The following is an 18695-nucleotide window of genomic DNA, read 5'->3' as shown; positions in this document are numbered from 1 at the left end:
AGGAGCGACATCCCATGATCGAGATCCGTTCTTTTCGTGATCTTCTGCGCCTGTTCTTCATCTTCCGGCAAGAGTTCAAACTGGCCGCCATCGCGGCGCTGGTGATCATTCTGCTGGGTGCATTTTTGCTGCCGGCCAAGTACGAATCCACCGCGCGCCTGTTGGTCAAGCCGGGGCGTGATTCCACCTTGCCGATCGAGATCAGCAACCGTCAGGCGCTGGTGATGCCCAGCACCCAGCGCGACCCGATTGTCGACGAGGAACGCTTGCTGACCGGGCGCCCGATTGTGCGCACCGTCGCCGAGCATTATCTGGAACTGATCGACAACGCGCCGCCGCCTGAAGGCTTCTGGAAGCGCACCAAGTACTACGTCAAGGCCGGCGTGGGTGCGGTGTTCGATGGTATTCGCGTGGTACTTGAAACCGTTGGCATTGTGGAAAAAACCACGCCGGTGGAACGCCTGGCCGCGAGCCTGGAAAAAAACTTCGAGGTCAGCCACGCCGCAGGTTCCACGGTGATGGATATCAGCTTCAGGTGGGGCGACCCGGAAATTGCCCAGGCCGTGGTCAAGGACTGGGTCGAGACCTACATCACCGAACGCACCCAGGCGCTGGGTCGCAAGAGCCTGTACGCGTTCTATGAAGGTCAGGTGAACACCAGCGCCACCGAGATCAAGAGCTATAAGGAGCAGATCCTCAAGCACTTGAATGAGATCGGCGCGGCGAGCATCACTGATCGCCTGGAAGACTTGTCCGAACGCATCAACGTGCTGCGCGGCGAGACCTTCAACACCAGCCGCCTGATCGCCTCGTCCGACAGCGCGCTGCAGAGCACACGCGATCAACTGAAAACCCAACCCAAGGAAGTCACCACCGTACGCCAGATCGCGCTGAACCCGCAGCAGCAGGATTTGCGTCGCCTGCTGAACCAGAAGCTGTTGGAAAAAGCCGACATGATGCGCACCTACACCGACAACGCGCCGCCGGTCAAAGCCCTGGATGCGTCGATTCGTGCGATGCAAGCCCAGGTCGCCAGTGAGAGCAACACGGTGCAATCTTCCGAAAACCGTGCGCCGAACACCCTGGAAATCCACTTGCAGCGCGTGCTGCTGGACGAGTCGAGCAACAACCTGGCGCTGCGCACCCAACTTGTGCAGCAGCAAAAACAACTGGTGAACCTCGAAGCCCAACGCAAAGAGGCCATGGAGATCGAACCGGAACTGGCGCGTCTGGCACGCGAGCTGAGCGCTACCGAACGCAACTACGCGCTGTACGTGGACAACCTGGAAAAATCACGCATCGACCGTGAACTGGACAAGAGCCAGATCAGCAATATTGCGGTGATCGAAGAAGCCACCCTGAACCCGGGTCGCATCTTTCCGAAAACCCTGGTGATGCTGCTACTCGCGATTCCGTTTGCCATCGTCGTCGGTTTGCTGGTGATTTACCTGTGCTACCTGTTGGACCAGCGTATTCATGACGGCGGCCTGGTGGAGCGCAAGTTCGGTCTGCCACTGTGGACCACGTTGCCGGAGCTGGACACCAGCACCGCGCAAAGTACCAACGCGTTCAATGCGAGTATTTACCGGCTGTACGGGTTGCTGCAGTTGGACCGTATTGCCGAGCGAGGCATGACCCTGGGGCTGACCTCGGCGCGTCATGGTGAAGGGGTGACCTTCGTGGTCGAGCAACTGCGCCAATTGCTGCAGGAAAACGGCATTGCCGTGCGGGTCGGCGGCGCGGAGCCTGCTGCACCGGGCGAACTGGTGCTGCTGGATGCCTCGGCGCTGCTGGATAACCGCGATGCGTTTATCAACCTGCGCCGTGCCGACTTGATCGCCCTGGTGGTAGAAGCGCAAAAAAGCACGGTGCCGGTGGTGGAACACGCCCTGTCGATCCTCAACACGGCGTTCGGCAAGGTGGATGGCATCATCATCAACCGACGCAAATTCGAAGTGCCGGCCAAGGTGCTTAAAACGATCGCCAAGTACCGGGGAGCGTTCTGATGCACATCGCCTTGCTTGCGCCTTTGCCTCCGGAAAAAAATGGTATCGCCGACTACGCGAACCATTTCAAGACGGCATTGGAACAGCTGGGCGTGACGGTGGCGACACCGTTGAGTGGCGTGGAAGGCACTAGCGAAGCGATCAAACAGGCCATCGCCGCGTTCGACTGGCACAGCGTGGACCTGGTCCACGCTGAGCTGGGTGGCGGCCGGCTTGGGGAGTTTCTGGCCCTGCGCGAGTTGCGCAAGGCTTACCCCAGGCTACCGCTGACCGCCACCGTGCATGACCCGGAACGCATGGTGTGGCGGCGCGAGCACCTGCCCTTCCCGCTGAACCTGCTGCAACATTTGCCCAGCCCATTGCCGCAGGCGGCCGTGGTGCTCGCCGACCCGCTCACCTTGCGCGAAGAGCGCCATGTCGCCCAGGGCCTGACGCGGCTGATTACCCTGACCCGCCTCGGCGCTGATTGCCTGAGCCAGCGCATGCACCTGCCGACCGGCAAAGTGGCGGTTATCAACCACGCCAACCTGGCGATTGCACCGGCGCCCTTACCGCCGCTGGACACCTTACACCTGCTGTATTTCGGTTTTATCTACCGTGGCAAAGGCATTGAAGACCTGTTGCAGGCCCTCGCCGATGTGTTCAAGCAAGCCCCCGAATTGCGTGACCGTGTGCGCCTGACCCTGGCCGGTGGCACGGCCGCCGAAATGGCGTTTGGCGCAGGCGGCAACTACCTGGAACAGTTGAACAGCCAGATTGCCGAACTCGGCCTGGCGGGCGCCATCGACTGGCGGCTGAACTTGCCGGCCAGCGAGATTGCCCAAACCATCCAAGCACACCACGTGATGGTGCTGCCGTACCGCGAATCGAAGAAGCTCGGCCTGCTGGGGCGCCAACGCGGCACCAGTGGCGCGCTGTCCTGGGCCGCCGCCTGTGGGCGCGGGGCAATCACCTCGGATGCGCGGGCGTTTGCCGAAGAGGTCGCCAGTGGCAATGGCGCGATCTATCCCCAAGGCGATGTGACCGCGTTGAGTGAACAACTCTTGCGCCTGGCGCGCACACCGACATTGGCGCGCGACTGGGCCGAACGCGCCGCGCAAATCGGCCGTGACCGCCTGTGGCCGTTGACCGCAGAGCAGTTCAAGCAACTCTTCGAGCAGGCGATTGCAGGAGCCCCTTATGGTGCGTAAACGGACTTATCTCGCCACCCTTGCGGTGATTGCCGCGCTCGGCCTGACGGCCTTCATGTGGGGGCGCCAGGCTGACGCCGAGAACCATGTACTCAAGGGCAACAAAGTGGTGGTGTGGAAGGACTTCCTGGGCGTGAACGCGCAGTTCCTGTGGTTCAGCCCCACGCTGTATCAGTTGCAGATCGACCGCCTCAAGGCCTTGGGCCTGCAATGGGTACGCCTGGATTTGCATTGGGATCAATTGGAACCCGCCGCAGGCCAGTATCAGATCGCAACCCTTGATCAGTTGGTGGGCAAGCTGCAAGACAATCAGCTCAAATCGGTGTTCTACCTGGTGGGCTCGGCGCCCTTCATCACCACCGCACCGGCCGGCGCGCCGTATCAGGACCAGTATCCGCCCAAGGACCCGAACGTCTTCGCCAACCGCATGGCACTGCTCTCGCAACGCTACCCCAGCGTGGATGCCTGGCAAGTCTGGAATGAGCCCAACCTGCTCGGGTTTTGGCGCCCGGCAGCTGACCCGGCAGGCTACGCCAGCCTGTTGACCGCCACCGCTGCCGCATTGCGCACTGTGGATGCCAACAAACCCGTGGTGGCTGCCGGCATGGCGTTCTTCAGCGAAATGCCCAACGGCCAAACCATGCTCGCCGCCCTCGGCGCACTGGGTGTGACCGGCTTGAACACGGTGATTTCCTATCACCCCTACACCCAGTTGCCCGAAGGCAACGACCCGGCAAACCTGGACTTTATCGCCAAGACCACCGCGCTCAACCAGACCCTGCGCGCCAGCGGTGTAAAAACCCTGTGGAGCACCGAATGGGGCTGGTCGAACTACCCTGGGCCGAAAGAAGCCCAGGACCTCATAACCTTGCAGGGCCAGGCCGATTACGTGGTGCGCCGGGTAGCGCTGATGAGCGCGATGGATTTCGACAAGATCTTCCTGTTCACCCTGAGCGACCTGGATCAACGCGCCAGCGTGCGCGACCAGTCTTATGGCTTACTCGACATCGACGCCAACCCCAAGCCGGTCTACACCGCCTTGAAGAATTTCCTCGACGTGAGTGGGCCACAACTCACCCCCGGCGACCCGCCCACTGCCGACCAATTGCCCGACGGCCTGTTCAGCATCGGCTGGACCCGCGCCGACGGTCACAAACTATGGTTTTTCTGGTCGGCCCAAGGCGGTAACGCGCACTTGCCCAACCTCACCAGCGCCACCCTGTACGACCCGTTGCGCGGCACGCAAACGCCGGTGAGTGGCACAAATGGGCTGACCGTTGCGGTCAAGTCGAACCTGCAAATTCTGTTATGGGATTAAAGCCCGCCATGCGCATTTTATGGATCCTGCCCTACTCGCCCTGGCCCGCCACAAGCGGCGGCAAGACGCGCCAGTTCCACCTGCTGCGCAGCCTGGCTGCACGTGGGCATCGGATCACCTTGCTGCTGCATGACAAGCACCCGGTGTCGCTGACCGACCGCCACGTACTCGAAGCGTTCCTGGAGCAACTGATCGTACTGCCACGCCGCCCGCTGCGCAGCGTGAAAACCCTGGTGGCCGGGCTGTTTGCGCCCTACCCGCTGCTGGCCAGCGTGAATGGTTTGTCGGGCGCGCTGCAAGACACCTTCAATCAATTGCTCAAAGAGCACTGGGACGTGGTGCAGATCGAGCACACCTACGCCTTCCAGCCCTATGAAGACGCCCTGGCACGCACATCCCAGCCTTTCGTGCTGACAGAGCACAACGTTGAGTCGGCGCTGGGCGCGGCCACTTACGATCGCCTGCCGCGCTGGGCGCTGCCGTTCATTCGCTACGATCAATGGCGCTACGCGCGCTGGGAACACCGCGTGATGCGCCAGGCAGCGCAGGTGGTGGCGGTCACCGAAAGCGATGCACAGGTGCTGGCCAGGATTGCCGGCAAACCGGTGCCGGTGGTGGTCAACGGCGTGGACTGTGATCACTTTGCTGCGGCTCACCCCGACCCATCGACGCGCCGCGTGTTGTTCCTCGGCAACTATGAATACGCGCCCAATGTGGACGCCATCGAATGGGCCCTGGATGAAATCCTGCCCAAGGTCTGGGAACGCTGCCCGGATGCACGCATGAGTGTGTGCGGTTTCGGCATGCCCGACAGCTGGCGTGAACGCTGGAAGGACCCGCGCATTGAGTGGCAAGGGTTTGTGCCGAACCTGTTGAGCCTGCAGTCGAGCTGTTCGGTGTTTCTGGCGCCCTTGCGCCATGGCGGCGGTTCCAAATTGAAAGTGCTGGAAGCGCTGGCCGCCGGGTTGCCGTTGGCGAGCACCGAACAAGGCGTGTCGGGCCTGGATCTGGTGGAGGGCCTGGATTACCTCGGCGGGCAAACCGCCGACAGCCTGGCGGACGCGGTGGTGCGCCTGCTGCAATCTCCCGACGCCGCCACGCCGATGGGTGAAGCGGGCCGCGCGTATGTGCGCCGGGCCCATGACTGGAGCGTCGCCGCCAGCCAACTGGAGCAGGTGTACGCAAGCCTGTCGCCGCTCAGCCAAAAGGCACCCGCATGCGTATAGGCCTGGATTACCGCACCGTCGGCACCTCGCCGCAATCCGGGATCAGTCGCCAGGTGTACGCGCTGGAAAATGCCCTGCGCGCGCTGCCGGATGTCGAGCTGGAACGGTTTACGGTGGCCCCGCTGGGCGATGAAACCCGCCTGCAGGCCCACTGCCCGGCCTGGGGCTGCGCGAAGACAGCCATGCACCAGCCGCAGAATCGCCTGCGCTTCGAGGCTGGTTTTCTACCACGCGCGTTACGTGAGCAGCACATCGACCTGTACATCAGCACGTTCAATATGGGCCTGCCGCTGCCTCCCAAGCCGAAGGGTCTGCGCACCGTGGTGCTGTTGCATGACCTGTTCCAGATCACCCTTAACAACTACCACGCCAACCGTTTGAAGGCACTGATCTACAAGACCAGCGATCGACTCTCGATCGCCTATGCGGTGCGCAGCGCCGATCGGGTGTGGACGCCCTCGCAGTACAGCGCCGATGAAACCGCGCGGCTGTTCCCCAAGGCGGCGGGCAAAATTCGCGTATTGCCCAATCAAGTGGAGGGTTTTGTCGACCTGGCTGCGGACCTGTCGGCACGCCAGTTGCCGGAACATTACTGGCTGCTGGTCGGCACCCGCGAGTTGCGCAAGAACGTGCCGTTTCTGGTCGACGCCTGGCAACAGGCGCGGCGCCTGTCTCCTCGCGTACCCGAGCTGGTGCTGGTAGGCAGCCTCGATCACCTGCCCGAAGCCCAGCGCAGCCTGCCGGGTATTCGCGCCCTGAGCGGGGTGTCAGATGCGCAACTGCATGGGCTGTACCGCAAGGCGTCGCGCCTGTGGCAGCCGTCCTATGCCGAAGGTTTTGGCTTGCCGGTGATTGAAGCCCTCAGTGTCGGCACACCGGTAGCGGTCGCCAGCGGCACGTCGCTGGATGAGATCACGCCGCCTTCGGCCCCGCGCTTTTCGCCCAGCGACGGCCCCGCGCTGGTGCAATTGATGGTCGAACTGGTGGGTCGTGCCACCGAAGATTCCCCCGAACAACGCAAGCTGTGGGCACAACGTTTCAACCAACAGGCTTACAGTCGACGCCTGGCCGAACTGATCGAGGAATTGAAATGAGACTCTCCCTGGCAAGCCTCGTCGCCATCCTCTTCGGCCTGCTGTTTGGCGCACTCGCGTTGATGCTGTCGCCGGCCAAAGCGTTCCTCGCCGTGATCGGCCTGGCGGCGGCGGTCACCATCCTGCGCTTCCCGTTCTGGGGTTTGTTGCTGTTCGCCGGGGTCGCGACCTTTATGCCGTATTCGACCCTCAACCTGGGCATTCGCAGTACGGTGAGCGAAGCCGTCCTCGCGCTGACCTGGGGCGCGGTGGTGTGGCACAGTTTTCTGTCGCGCGTGCCTGAGACACCCAGGCTGTCACGGCGCCCCACCGACCAGGCACTGTTGTGGCTGATGCTGTTCAGCGTGTTCCCGTTTATCGTCGGCCAGGTCAGCATCCACGCCGACACCAGCGGCACGGCCAACTGGCTGCGCTGGTTGCTGAACCTCTCGGGCGTGTTCCTCTGCGCCAAGTTGCTGACCGGCTACAAGCAGCGCGAATCGCTGGTCATCGCCCTGCTGCTGGGCACGCTGGCGATGCTGGTGCTGTCGATTGCAGTGTTTGTGCGTACCCGCTCGGGAGCGGGCATTGCGCCGATCCTGGCGGTGTTCAATTACGGCAACTTCGACATGTTGAAATTCGGCCTGGAGGCGATGGCATCGCGGATGGGCTCGCCGTGGATGCACCCGAATGCCATCGGCGGGATCATGGCGCTGCTGCTGCCCCTGGCGTTCTGCTACGGCATGACCGAACAAGGCTGGAAACGCGCGCTGGGCCTGGGCGTGGCGTGCCTGGGCGCTGCGGCCTTGCTGCTGGCCAGTAGCCGTGGTGCGATGGTCAGCCTGGCGCTGGTGCTGATGTGGATGGCGACGCGCCGCGTGCCGTACACCGGGCGCCTGTTGATGATCGGCGCCGCCCTGACGGTGGCACTGGTGATCGCTTACCCACCGTTGCAGGACCGCCTGGCGACGATTTTTTCCTCAAGCAACGCCAGTACCGAAGTGCGCGTCGATGAATACCGCATGTTCCCGCAGGCGGTGGCGGCGTATCCGTTCGGCATTGGCTTCAAGGTCGACCCTCCGGTGCCGGGCACTTTGTTGCTGGGGATCTCCAACCTGTGGCTGAACCTCATCTACAAGATCGGTATTGTCGGCATGCTGCTGTTTGTCGCCGTCACCGTGCGCTGGTGGCGTGAGGCGCGCCCGGAAAAAGGCCCTATTCGCCTGACCAAGGACAACGCGTTGTGGCTGGGCAGCACGGCCGGGATTCTCTCGGCGCTGGTCAGCGGTTTGTTTGACCACTACTTCAGCTTCGCGGTGGTGATGGTGGCGCTGTTCTGGCTGATGGTGGGCCTCAACGTGCTGGAGGCACGCCGACTGTTTCCGGCACGCCTGCCACAGCTCAAGACCGTGGTGTATCGCAAACCGATCCTTGACGGCGCGCGGCCTTAGCCATGCTCGGTTCTGCCGTCTGGCTGACGCTTGCGACCTTGCTTGGCCTGTGCCTTGGGTTTGCCCGCGAGTGGTTGCTGGTGGCCGCCTGGGGCGCGGGCGAACGCAGCGACGCGTTCCTGATCGCGCTGTTTTTGCCTGAGGCGTTGCGCATGTCGCTGGCCGGTGGCGTATTGAGCGCCGCCGCGCTGCCGCTGTACCTGCAACGCAAGGACGCTGAACGCCTGGATTGGCTGGCGGTGCTGTTCCCGGCACTGGTGCTGATCGCGCTGGTCACCAGCCTGTTGCTCACACTGTTGGCGCCGTGGCTGGTGCAGTTACTGGGGCCGGGGCTGGCGGCCAGCGCAACGGCGCTTGCCGCCAGCAACCTGCAGATTGTGGCCTGGTGCGTGCCGGGGTTGATGCTGCATGCGCTGTTCAGTATTCCGTTGCAGGCCAGTGAGCGATTTGTGCTGGCGGGCCTGGGTTCGCTGCTGTTCAACCTGCCGCCGGTGACATACCTCGCCCTGGCGGGCACCGCGACGCAACCGCACGCCCTCGCGCTGGCGTGCCTGGCCGGCAGCCTGTTGATGCCACTGGCACTGCTGCCGTCGATCTGGCGTCAGGGCTGGCGGCCGTGGCACTGGCAGTTGGCGTTCACGCCGTTGCGCGAGCTCGGTCAACGCATCGGGCCGCTGCTGCTCAGCAATGGTGCCAGCCAGGGGTTGGCGCTGATCGAACGCCTGGTGGCGTCGTTGCTCGGCGAAGGCGCCGTCACCTGGGTCAACCTCGCCCGCAAACTGATGAACCTGCCGCTGATTGCGCTGATGAGCCTCAACCAAGTGTTGCTGGGCATGATGAGCCGACGCCAGGGCGATGAGCGCCTGGCCTTGCTCAAACGCGGCCTGGAAACCGCCAGCGTGCTCACGTTGCCGGCCGGCGTCGGCCTGGTGGCCGCAGCCCCCAGCCTGGTGGCGTTGTTGCTGCCCAAGCAATCGGCCGACTCGCCCTTGCCCCTGCTGCTGGCCTGGTTTGCCGTGCCGCTGGTATTTGGCGCGTGGAACGCGCTACTGGCGCGGTATGCCTATGCCGCCGGTGATACACGCCAACCGTTGCGTTGCGAGTTACTCGGTAGCCTGGTCAATGTGCTGTTGCTCGGGGCCCTGCCCTTCGTGTTTGGCCTGGCGGGTATTCCATTGGCCGCATTGGCAGGTGTGATTTGCACCGCATTGCTGCTGATGCAGCGCCAGTCGTTGCTCGGCGCCCTGCCCTGGGCGCGGCAATGGCTGCTCAGCGCGGGGTTGATGGGCCTGGCGGCGCTGGGGTTGTTTCGAATTCAAGGCGTGTGGCTGCAACTGGGTCTGAGCACCCTGGCCGGCGCCGTGGTGTTGTTGAGTATGGGGCTGTGGCTGAAGCCATGGCGCAAGGCATGAATGAGCGTTTGGGGGTGGTCACGTGAAACATCGTTGGATACAGATGGATATTGCCAAAGGCATCGGCATCCTGATGATCGTGTATGGCCACAGCTGGTTTGTCGCTAACTCGCCGGACCTGCAGTATCCGATCATTGCCTCGTTCATATTGCCGTTGTTCTTTTTCTTGTCCGGGGTGTTCTTCAAGCCCGAACAACCGTTTGTGGAAATGGCGATACGCAAGGCCGACGGCCTGCTCAAGCCATTTTTCTTCACCATGCTGGTGTACGTGATCGTGCGCGCGGTGTTGCGCGGGCAACCGCTGCTGCCGGATATCGGCGGTGTGCTGTACGCCTCGGTGGACACCATTCCGTGGCAAGCCCTGTGGTTTCTGCCGCATTTCTGGGTGGCGATTCTGTTCAGTTGGTTGATGCTGCGACTGATCCAGCGTCTGAAACTGCCACTGCCGGTGAGCTGCCTGCTGATAGTGGCGCAATTGCTGATCGGTATTTGGGTATTGCCGTGGTTCTGGCAAATCCCGGTGACCGTCGGCGGGCACACCTGGACGCTGCCCGGCCTGCCCTTCAGCCTTGAGATCACCTTGATCAGCAGCACCTATTTCATCTACGGCTACCTGTTGCGCGACTGGCTGCGCAGGCATGAGGGCTCGCTGCTGACGATGGTGATTGCGGTAGCGTTGTTTGCCGCCGTGTTCCTCTACAGCCACGCCACCATGGACTTGGCACAACGGCGCTACGACCACTGGTTGTGGACCAGCCTGCTGGCGGTGATTGGCGTGTACGCGTGCTGGGCATTCGCGCGGGTACTGATGGTGTCGGCCGTGATCACGCGGGCGATGACGTATATCGGCCAATCGACCCTGATCCTGTTGATCTTCCATGGTGAAATCCAGCACAAGACCGTCGACCTGATGGAGCGCCTGGGTCTGCATCCCCTCCTGGCCGCTTGCCTGGGCCTGGTGGTGGCGGTGGTCGTGCCGTTGCTGATCGGCGAAGTGATCAAGCGGGTGGCGTTCTTGCGGTTTTTCTACTTTCCGTTCCCGGTGCGTAAAGCCCCAAAAACCTGAAAACGCCGCAAAACAACTGTGGGAGCCGGCAAGCCCGCTCCCACAGGGGTTAGGTGTGTTCAATCATCGAGTGGTTGCGCGGCAGGCTTGCTGCCGGGTTTTGCCGGCTTGGCAGCTTTGGCACCCTTGGCTGGAGCAGGGGCGGCAGGCTCCGGTTCGGCAGGCGCGGCCAAGTCTTTTTCGGCCTGGGGCATCTGGTCGATGGCGCTGAAAAACGCCTTCAGATCGAGGGTATCCGGTGGCACGGTTTTCTCGACTTTCTTCTCGCCGTCCTTACCCACCAGAATCACCTTGGTGCCGCTGCCGGCACCCAACTTGAGGGCGCGGATCAACGCGTTGGTTTCAGGCGGCGTGAGCTTTTTGTTGTCCTTCGGGTCCTTGGCGAACTTCTCCCCTTCAGCACCGATACTGCCGAACTTGACGGTGTAGAAGACCATGCTGCGCTCTTCAAAGGACTGCTTGTTGGCAGGCTCGTCCAGCTGTTTCTTGAGGGTGGCCAACGTTTCGTTGCCGGAATCCAACTCCACCACCACCAACGGACGGGACTTGCCCAAGTCCTGTTTGAGCGGGTTGATATCATCCGCGGCCAACAGCGGCCCCGTAAAAGCCATCAAGGTAGCCAGGGTCAGCGACCGGATGAGCATGCGCACCTCCTTTGAATTCCATGCAGGGTTCTTGAGTTTCATGTCTGCGACAGTCAAATTCAAGGATGATTCCTACACCACGTTAAGAAGCGTAGGTCAGGACGCCCGCGACGCAAGGGGCCGCGTGGGGGTAACGGTCATTGTTTCTTCTGATTGCAGAAACATTACGAGACGTCCCAGTCCGGCCAATGTCGCGCAAAGACGGGCGCCACGACCGGGTCGCTATCCACATGGGCCAGTGTCTGGGCAAAGCCTGGCGCCAAGTTGCCCAACACCTCGCGCGCCTCGTCCCAACGCGACACCGCGGCGGCCATGATGCCGAGCGCATTCGGCAGCGCGCTCGGGGCGAACAACTGGTCGGCAAACTGCTCGGCGAACACCACCCACGCATGATGCAGATAACGGCGCGTACCGCTGATCAATTGCGCCTGCACCGCGTCATCCGCATCCCCCAGCCAGCGCTGCGGGTAGTCGATGATGCCGATTGCCGAGTAGCAATTGGCGGCGATGTACACCAGGCCGCGCAGGATCTGCGCGCGGTTGCCGGCCAGCAGCTGGGAAGCGGGAAACTCCAGGCCCAGGTGGATCAGGATAGCGGCGCTTTCGGTCAGCACCTGCCCATCGGGGGTGACCAGGGTCGGTATCTGTTTGAGCGGGTTAATCCGTGCGAGGGCTTCGCTGCCCTCGCTGTGTTGCCAGGAGCTGGCGTCGATGCGGCGCCACGGTACTGCGCAACGCTGCAGGGCAATTTCGATCATGCAGGAGCCGGATTCATCAATGCCGTAGAGCGTGTACATGCGCGTTTCCTCCCTATCGCAGAAGCTTGGCCTGCAAATTGGCCTTCACCTGCGGCCATTCCGAATCGATGATGCTGAAGCGCACCGAGTTGCGCTTGCGCCCGTCGGGCATGATGCGTTCGTGACGCACGATGCCTTCTTGCACGGCCCCCAGACGCAGGATGGCGGCGCGGGATTTTTCGTTGAGTTCATCGGTGGTGAACTGCACCCGCACACACTCCAGCACGTCGAAGGCGTAGGTCAGCAGCAACAATTTGGATTCGGTGTTGACCGCAGTTTTTTGCGTCGATTGCGCCAAAAAGGTATGGCCGATTTCGAGCTTGCGGTTCACCCGGTCAACCTTCCAGAAGCGTGTACTGCCGACCACCTGGCCGCCGTCGCGACGCACGATGGCAAACGGGATCATGGTGCCGGCCGCACGCCCGGCCAGGGCGAGGTCTAGGTACTTGCCGACCGTTTCGGGGCCGGGCACGTTGGTGACGTTGAGGTTCCAAAGCTCGCCGTCGGCGGCAGCTTCGACCAGCGCAGCCGCATGTTCACGTTGCAGGGGTTGGAGTTCGACCGTAGTGCCGGTCAGCGTGATCTGGGTCATGGAAAGGTGCGCCGTCCGAGGGGTGTTCAGAGGTCAAGAGTGCAGGCTCTCACCGTCTCCAGGCAAGCGATTTAGAACAGGCCCATTTGCCCGCCGACCAAGGTGCCGAAATCATCGTTTACGAACGGCAGGATCGCATCGGCAACCGGCTGCAATTGCCTCGTAACGTAGTGGTCGTAGTCGATCGGCGCCTGCCGCACCTCCAGCGGTTCCGGGCCGTTGACGCTGATCACGTAACGGATCCAGCCACCGCGCTGGTATTGACGTGGGCGCCCGAGGCGGTCGTTGTATTCATCCGCCAGACGCGCAGCACGCACATGGGGCGGGACGTTACGTTCGTAGTCATCCAGCTGACGCCGCAGGCGCTTGCGGTAGATCAGCAGGTCGTCGAGTTCGCCGCTCAAGGTTCGACGCACATAGTCGCGCACGTAGTCTTGGTGAGGCTGACGATGGAAGATGCGCTGGTAGAGTTCCTGCTGGAATTGCCGGGCCAGGGGCGACCAGTCACTGCGCACGGTTTCCAGGCCTTTGTAGATCATGTCTTCACTGCCATCGGCGCGCACGACCAAGCCGGCGTAACGCTTTTTGCTGCCCTCCTCCGCACCGCGAATGGTCGGCATGAGGAAGCGGCTGAAATGGGTTTCGTATTGCAGTTCCAGGGCGCTTTGCAGGCCGAACTCATTGAGCAAGTGCGCACGCCACCAGGCATTGACGTACTGCACTAATTCCTGGCCGATGCGGCTGGCGTCCTCTTGGGAATGAGCGCCGCCCAGCCACACGAACGTGGAGTCGGTATCGCCGTAGATCACCTCATAGCCCTTGGCCTCAACCAACTCACGTGTCTGGCGCATGATCTGGTGGCCACGCAGGGTGATTGACGACGCCAACCGGGTGTCGAAGAACCGACAGCCGCTGGACCCGAGCACACCATAGAAAGCGTTCATGATGATTTTCAGGGCTTGGGACAGTGGCGCGTTGTGTTCGCGCTTAGCCACTTCGCGCCCTTCGGAAACGCGTGCGACGATGGACGGCAAGCAGTGCCGGCTACGCGAAAAACGCGCACCGCGAAAACCTTCCACCGACTCGCTGTCGTCGGGGTGCTTGAGGCCTTCGATCAGACCGACCGGGTCGATCAGGAAGCTGCGGATAATTGACGGGTAGAGGCTTTTGTAATCCAGCACCAGCACCGACTCGTAGAGGCCGGGCCGCGAGTCCATGACAAACCCGCCAGGGCTGGCCTGCGGTGGTTTGTCGCCCAGGTTCGGCGCGACAAAGCCCTGGCGGTGCATCAACGGCATGTACAGATGGGTGAACGCGGCGACGGAGCCGCCGTTGCGGTCGGCCGGCAACCCGGTGACGCTGGCCCGTTCCAGCAGGAACTTGAGCAGCTCGGTCTTCTCGAAAATCCGCGTGACCAGCTCGCAGTCCTTGAGGTTGTAGCGTGCCAGCGCGGGCTTGTCCTCGGCGAACATGCGGTTGATCTCATCCATGCGTTGGTACGGCGTGGAGATGTCCTTGCCTTCGCCAAGCAGGGTTTGTGCGACGTTTTCCAGGCTGAAGGACTCGAAACTCCAGGTGGCCGAACGCAGGGCTTCGATGCCGTCGATAATCAGGCGCCCCGCTGCTGCAGCAAAATAGTGATTGCGGCTGCCATGCTCACGCCAGGCCATGGCTTCACCTCCACGGCCGAGCAGCAATGGCACGTTGAGGCGCTGGGCATGTTCGTGGAGTACACGCAGGTCGAACTGCACCACATTCCAGCCGATGATCGCGTCGGGGTCATGGGTGGCGAGCCACACGTTGAGGCGTTCGAGCAATTGGGCGCGGGTGTCGCAGTAGTCGAGTTTGAAGTCGACGGCGTCGGTCTTGTTCGGCGGACCGAGCATGTAGACCTGGCGCTCGCCGCAGCCTTCGAGGGCAATGGAATACAGGTCGCCTTGGGCGGTGGTCTCGATGTCCAGGGACACCAGTTTCAGCGGCGGGCGGTAGTCGGGCGCAGGTTTCATCTGGGCGTCAAGCACCGTGCCATCGGCGTCCGGTGTGCCACCGAACCATACCGGTGCGGTGATGAAACGCTCCATCATGTAGCGCTCGGGCGGCCGCACGTCGCCTTCGTACACATCAACGCCCGCGGCACGCAGGCGTTTTTCCAGGTCCATCATTTGGCGGTGTTGGCGGGTGTAAAGGCCCAGGACCTGGCGATGATGGAAGTCACACAGTTGCAACGGGCGCAGTTCGATATCGCGCTCGTCCTTGAGCAGCCAATCCAGATGCTTGCGATGGGCCTCGGGGATAAACATGACCGAGGTTTGCATGGGTAGGCGGATACACCGCGGCCCGAGATCCGTGGCCAGCCAGAAACTGACCTCCGTGCCCGCCGGGGTGTCGCGCCAATGCCGGGTCAGGACAAAACCCTGCTGTAAATCCACCGTACCGCACCTCAGGAATCGCTTTCAGGGCGTGATTCTACTCGGCATCCGGCCAAACGCGGCACGTTAACGCGCACGCAGACTGCAATCCCACAAATTTGTTGCAGAACATTAATAACAATCACTATCATTCGCACCGGAGTCGTATCCGCGCAGCGAGGAAGCGCAACGCTGTTGCCCTTTTCCTCACATTGACGGTTAGCCGTCAGGATCGACCATGCCCACCTGCAGCCGACTTTCTTTACCGTTTCGCCCGACCCTGCTCGCCCTTTGCTGCTCCCTGAGCCTCGCAGCTCATGCTGCAACGCCAACCCCCCCACAGGATGCGGACAACCGTTCGGATAGCAAGCCACTGGAATTGGGCGCCACCCGCATCGATGCCGATGCGCCCGCGCCGAATGCCCTGCCCCCGGTTTACGCTGGCGGTCAGGTTGCACGCGGTGGCCAATTGGGAGTTCTGGGTAACCAGGACATCATGGATGTGCCCTTCAGCATGTCCTCCTACACCGAAAAATTGATCCGCGACCAGCAGGCGCAAACCGTCGGCGATGTGTTGCTCAACGACGCCTCCATGCGCCAGGCATCGGGCTATGCCAACCAGGCCCAGGCCTTCGTGATTCGCGGCTTGCCACTCAATGGCGACGACATTTCGTTCAACGGTTTGTACGGCATCCTGCCGCGCCAGATCATGTCCACCGATGCCCTGGAACGGGTTGAAGTGTTCAAGGGCCCCAACGCTTTTATCAACGGTGTAACGCCCGGCGGCTCGGGCATTGGCGGCGGCGTAAACCTGCAACCCAAGCGCGCCGATGAGGTGCCGCTGCGCCGTTTCAGCACGGATATCAGCAGCGATGGGCGAGTTGGCGAGCACCTCGACATCGGACAGCGTTTTGGCGAGGACAACCGCTTTGGTGCGCGGGTGAACCTTTCCCAGCGTGAAGGCGATACTGCGGTCGACGATGAGAACCAGCGTTCGAAGCTGTTCTCCGTCGGCCTCGATTACCGCGGTGATGCACTGCGTTTGTCGGGTGACTTTGTTTATCAGAAGCAACAGGTCAACGGCGGCCGCAATACGGTGTTGCTGGGCAGTGGGCTGACCCATCTCCCCAACGCCCCATCCGCCGCTACCAACTACGCGCCGAACTGGGGCACCACCAGCCTCGAAGACACCTTCGGCATGCTGCGCGGCGAGTACGACCTCAACGACCACTGGAGCGCCTATATCGCTGGCGGCGCCAAGCACACCAACGAGATCGGGCGTTACTCGTCGGTCACCCTGAAAGACGCATTGGGTAATGCCACCGTCAGCGGCTCGAACATTGCTCACCAGGAAGACAACACCAGCCTGATGGCCGGCCTGAACGGCAAGTTCCAGACAGGATCGGTCAGCCACAAATTGAACCTGGGCCTGACTGGCATCTGGACCCAGGCACGCAACGCCTTTGACTTTGCCTCCGGCACCCAGGCGACCAACCTGTATAACCCTGTCGAGGTGGCCGCACCCGCCAAGGGCGGTTATACCGCCGGCAGCGACCTGAACAATCCAGGTATCACTGCCAAGACATTCGCCCGCAGCGCGGCGGTGTCAGACACCGTTGGTTTCATGGATGACCGCCTGCTGTTCACTGCCGGTCTGCGCCGTCAGGAACTGGTGGTTCAGGGCTATGCGTACGGTACAGGCACGCGCACCGCCAACTACGCCAAAGGCATCACAACGCCGGTGTATGGCCTGGTATTCAAACCCTGGGACCACGTGTCGTTTTACGCCAACCACATCGAAGGCCTGGCTTCAGGGCCAACCGCGCCAACCACGTTTGGCAGCGCCACCGTGACCAACGCCAACCAGACCTTTGCACCGGCTCGTTCGAAACAGACCGAGGCCGGCGTCAAGCTGGATATGGGCGCCTATGGGGCGACTTTGGGTGTCTACCGAATCGAGCAACCGACTCAGGGTTACTCCCAACTGAACGCAGATCAAAGTGCGACCTTCGTGTTCCAGGGCGAGCAAGTCAACAAGGGCGTAGAACTGAGCGTCTTCGGTGAGCCGGTCGACGGCCTGCGCCTGCTGGGCGGCGCGACGGTTATTCACACTGAAGTCAACGGCACGCAAAACGGCGCCAACGACGGCAACCGTGCTATCGGTGTGCCGACGTTCCAACTCAACGCCGGTGTGGACTGGGATGTGCCCGGCCTGCAAGGCGTGAGCGTAAACGGCCGCATGTTACGCACCGGCGGCCAGTACGCCGATGCGGCAAACAACCTGAGCCTGCCGACCTGGAACCGCTTCGATGTGGGTGCTCGTTACAACTTCAAAGTGGCTCAGCGCGATGTGACAGTGGGCGCTACCGTGGAAAACGTGGCGAATACCAAGTACTGGGAGTCAGCGTTGGGGGGCTATCTGACCCAGGGCGATCCGCGGGTGGCCAAGTTGTCGGCGACGGTGGATTTCTAGTCACCCGGCACCACGGTTCAAGAAGGCTGACAGTAACGAAGACGGGCATCCTAGAGATGCCCGTTTGGGTCAAGCGCGACGGGCCTGGCCGAGATAGGTTTCGATGTTGCTCATTTGCTCATCCCAGCCACGGGAATTCATCTTGAACGCTTTCTGGCGTCGGGCCTCGGGCACCGCATCGAAGCCTGATTCGACTACCCGTAGCAGGATGCCGGGCGCGCGATCTTCGAGGGTGAATTCGACCAGGGTCGGTGTTTCCTTGTCGTAGTCCACGTCCTTCTCCACCGCGTAGGGATGCCAGCGGAAAGAGAACAGCGTTTGTGGCAGGACGCGTTCGATCCTGGCCTTCCACACCACATGTTCGTAGCCGGGGTAGGTTATCGGCGCCTCGATGGTTTCCCCAGCAGCAAAGGTTTTACCCTTGAGGGCAATGCCGAACCAGCTACCGAATTGCTCAGCATCGGTGAGTGCTTCCCAGACCTGTTTGCGTGAAGCGTTGAGCAGGACCTTTCGTTCGATGCGATCTAATACATGCATAAGTCACCTCCTCCATTGACAGTAGGCGACATCGACCAATGCGCAACCTTGGATTGTGCGCAATGATGACGACCCTATCCTTGATCCGACACTACGTTTATGACTGACCCATTGAATGGAAGTTGCTTCTGCAAAGCGGTGCGCTATCAAATTGACAGCCTGGATATGCCCATCAGCCACTGCCATTGCGACAGCTGCCGCAAGGTGCATGCCGCCGCATTTGTGAGCACGGCCGGGGTGATGCGCGAGCACTTTCGCTGGACGCAGGGTGAACACCTGTTGTCGGCGTTTGAGTCATCGCCGGGCAAACTCAGGCATTTCTGCTCGCGCTGCGGCTCACATCTGGTGGCAGAGCGCGGGCATCAGCCCCATGTGATCGTGCGGGTGGCGACACTGGATGATGATCCGGGTGTCCGGCCCACCTCGCACATCTGGACAGCCCATGACGTGCCCTGGCTGGCTTATGAAAGCCTGGAACAATGGGGCGAGTGGAAAGCCTGAC

15 protein-coding genes are annotated in these 18695 nt (G+C 61.9%); 10 read left to right on the top strand and 5 right to left on the bottom strand.

Annotated elements, in window-relative coordinates:
* The first annotated feature begins 14 nt into the window (after window positions 1-14).
* From CPH89_RS20960 to CPH89_RS20925, 8 genes are read left to right on the top strand one after another with little or no spacing between them, the layout of a single operon-like run.
* The gene (locus CPH89_RS20960; RefSeq protein ID WP_053255384.1) at window positions 15-2006 is read left to right on the top strand and encodes a GumC family protein; all 1992 of its coding nucleotides are present in this window, start codon (window positions 15-17) and stop codon (window positions 2004-2006) included.
* A complete protein-coding gene (locus CPH89_RS20955) occupies window positions 2006-3196 on the top strand; it encodes a glycosyltransferase (RefSeq protein ID WP_053255383.1) in 1191 nt (396 codons plus the stop codon). Before CPH89_RS20960 ends, CPH89_RS20955 begins: the two co-directional genes overlap by 1 nt.
* On the top strand, window positions 3186-4514 hold the full coding sequence (locus tag CPH89_RS20950) for a cellulase family glycosylhydrolase (RefSeq protein WP_053255382.1): 1329 nt from the start codon (window positions 3186-3188) through the stop codon (window positions 4512-4514). Before CPH89_RS20955 ends, CPH89_RS20950 begins: the two co-directional genes overlap by 11 nt.
* A gap of 8 nt (window positions 4515-4522) precedes the next feature.
* Window positions 4523-5740 carry a glycosyltransferase family 4 protein gene (locus CPH89_RS20945; protein ID WP_053255381.1) on the top strand — a complete coding sequence of 406 codons (1218 nt, stop codon included), beginning with the start codon at window positions 4523-4525 and terminating at the stop codon, window positions 5738-5740.
* Complete coding sequence (locus CPH89_RS20940; protein ID WP_053255380.1) at window positions 5731-6834, top strand: glycosyltransferase family 4 protein; 1104 nt, start codon at window positions 5731-5733, stop codon at window positions 6832-6834. Before CPH89_RS20945 ends, CPH89_RS20940 begins: the two co-directional genes overlap by 10 nt.
* On the top strand, window positions 6831-8264 hold the full coding sequence (locus tag CPH89_RS20935; protein WP_053255379.1) for an O-antigen ligase family protein: 1434 nt from the start codon (window positions 6831-6833) through the stop codon (window positions 8262-8264). Before CPH89_RS20940 ends, CPH89_RS20935 begins: the two co-directional genes overlap by 4 nt.
* Window positions 8265-8266: 2 nt before the next feature.
* Window positions 8267-9676 carry a murein biosynthesis integral membrane protein MurJ gene (gene murJ / locus CPH89_RS20930; protein WP_053255378.1) on the top strand — a complete coding sequence of 470 codons (1410 nt, stop codon included), beginning with the start codon at window positions 8267-8269 and terminating at the stop codon, window positions 9674-9676.
* 43 nt (window positions 9677-9719) lie between these two features.
* Window positions 9720-10742 (top strand): acyltransferase family protein, encoded by a 1023-nt coding sequence (locus tag CPH89_RS20925; protein WP_053255377.1) that lies wholly within the window; start codon window positions 9720-9722, stop codon window positions 10740-10742.
* Window positions 10743-10801: 59 nt separating this feature from the next.
* On the opposite strand, the gene CPH89_RS20920 is transcribed toward CPH89_RS20925, so the two are convergent.
* The 4 genes from CPH89_RS20920 to CPH89_RS20905 all read right to left on the bottom strand — a co-directional run bounded on the left by CPH89_RS20920 (window position 10802) and on the right by CPH89_RS20905 (window position 15204).
* The gene (locus tag CPH89_RS20920) at window positions 10802-11386 is read right to left on the bottom strand and encodes a DUF4174 domain-containing protein (RefSeq protein ID WP_053255376.1); all 585 of its coding nucleotides are present in this window, start codon (window positions 11384-11386) and stop codon (window positions 10802-10804) included.
* 164 nt (window positions 11387-11550) lie between these two features.
* Window positions 11551-12183, bottom strand: coding sequence for a glutathione S-transferase N-terminal domain-containing protein (locus CPH89_RS20915; RefSeq protein WP_053255375.1), 633 nt, complete (start codon window positions 12181-12183; stop codon window positions 11551-11553).
* Between the two features lie 13 nt (window positions 12184-12196).
* Window positions 12197-12775, bottom strand: coding sequence for a GNAT family N-acetyltransferase (locus CPH89_RS20910; RefSeq protein WP_053255374.1), 579 nt, complete (start codon window positions 12773-12775; stop codon window positions 12197-12199).
* A gap of 71 nt (window positions 12776-12846) precedes the next feature.
* Window positions 12847-15204, bottom strand: a complete 2358-nt coding sequence (locus CPH89_RS20905; RefSeq protein ID WP_053255373.1) for a DNA polymerase II — start codon at window positions 15202-15204, stop codon at window positions 12847-12849.
* A 217-nt stretch (window positions 15205-15421) separates the two neighbouring features.
* On the opposite strand from CPH89_RS20905, the gene CPH89_RS20900 reads away from it, so the two are divergent.
* On the top strand, window positions 15422-17656 hold the full coding sequence (locus tag CPH89_RS20900; protein WP_053255372.1) for a TonB-dependent receptor: 2235 nt from the start codon (window positions 15422-15424) through the stop codon (window positions 17654-17656).
* A gap of 69 nt (window positions 17657-17725) precedes the next feature.
* Here CPH89_RS20900 and CPH89_RS20895 read toward each other — a convergent pair whose 3' ends face one another.
* Window positions 17726-18193 carry an SRPBCC family protein gene (locus CPH89_RS20895; RefSeq protein ID WP_053255371.1) on the bottom strand — a complete coding sequence of 156 codons (468 nt, stop codon included), beginning with the start codon at window positions 18191-18193 and terminating at the stop codon, window positions 17726-17728.
* Window positions 18194-18292: 99 nt separating this feature from the next.
* On the opposite strand from CPH89_RS20895, the gene CPH89_RS20890 reads away from it, so the two are divergent.
* Window positions 18293-18694: a GFA family protein gene (locus tag CPH89_RS20890; protein ID WP_053255370.1), complete on the top strand. Its 402-nt coding sequence runs from the start codon at window positions 18293-18295 to the stop codon at window positions 18692-18694.
* The last annotated feature ends 1 nt before the right edge of the window (window position 18695 follow it).

Source organism: Pseudomonas fluorescens (assembly GCF_900215245.1).
Taxonomy (GTDB): Bacteria; Pseudomonadota; Gammaproteobacteria; order Pseudomonadales; family Pseudomonadaceae; genus Aquipseudomonas; species Aquipseudomonas fluorescens.
This window is presented reverse-complemented; position numbering and strand designations above follow the sequence as displayed.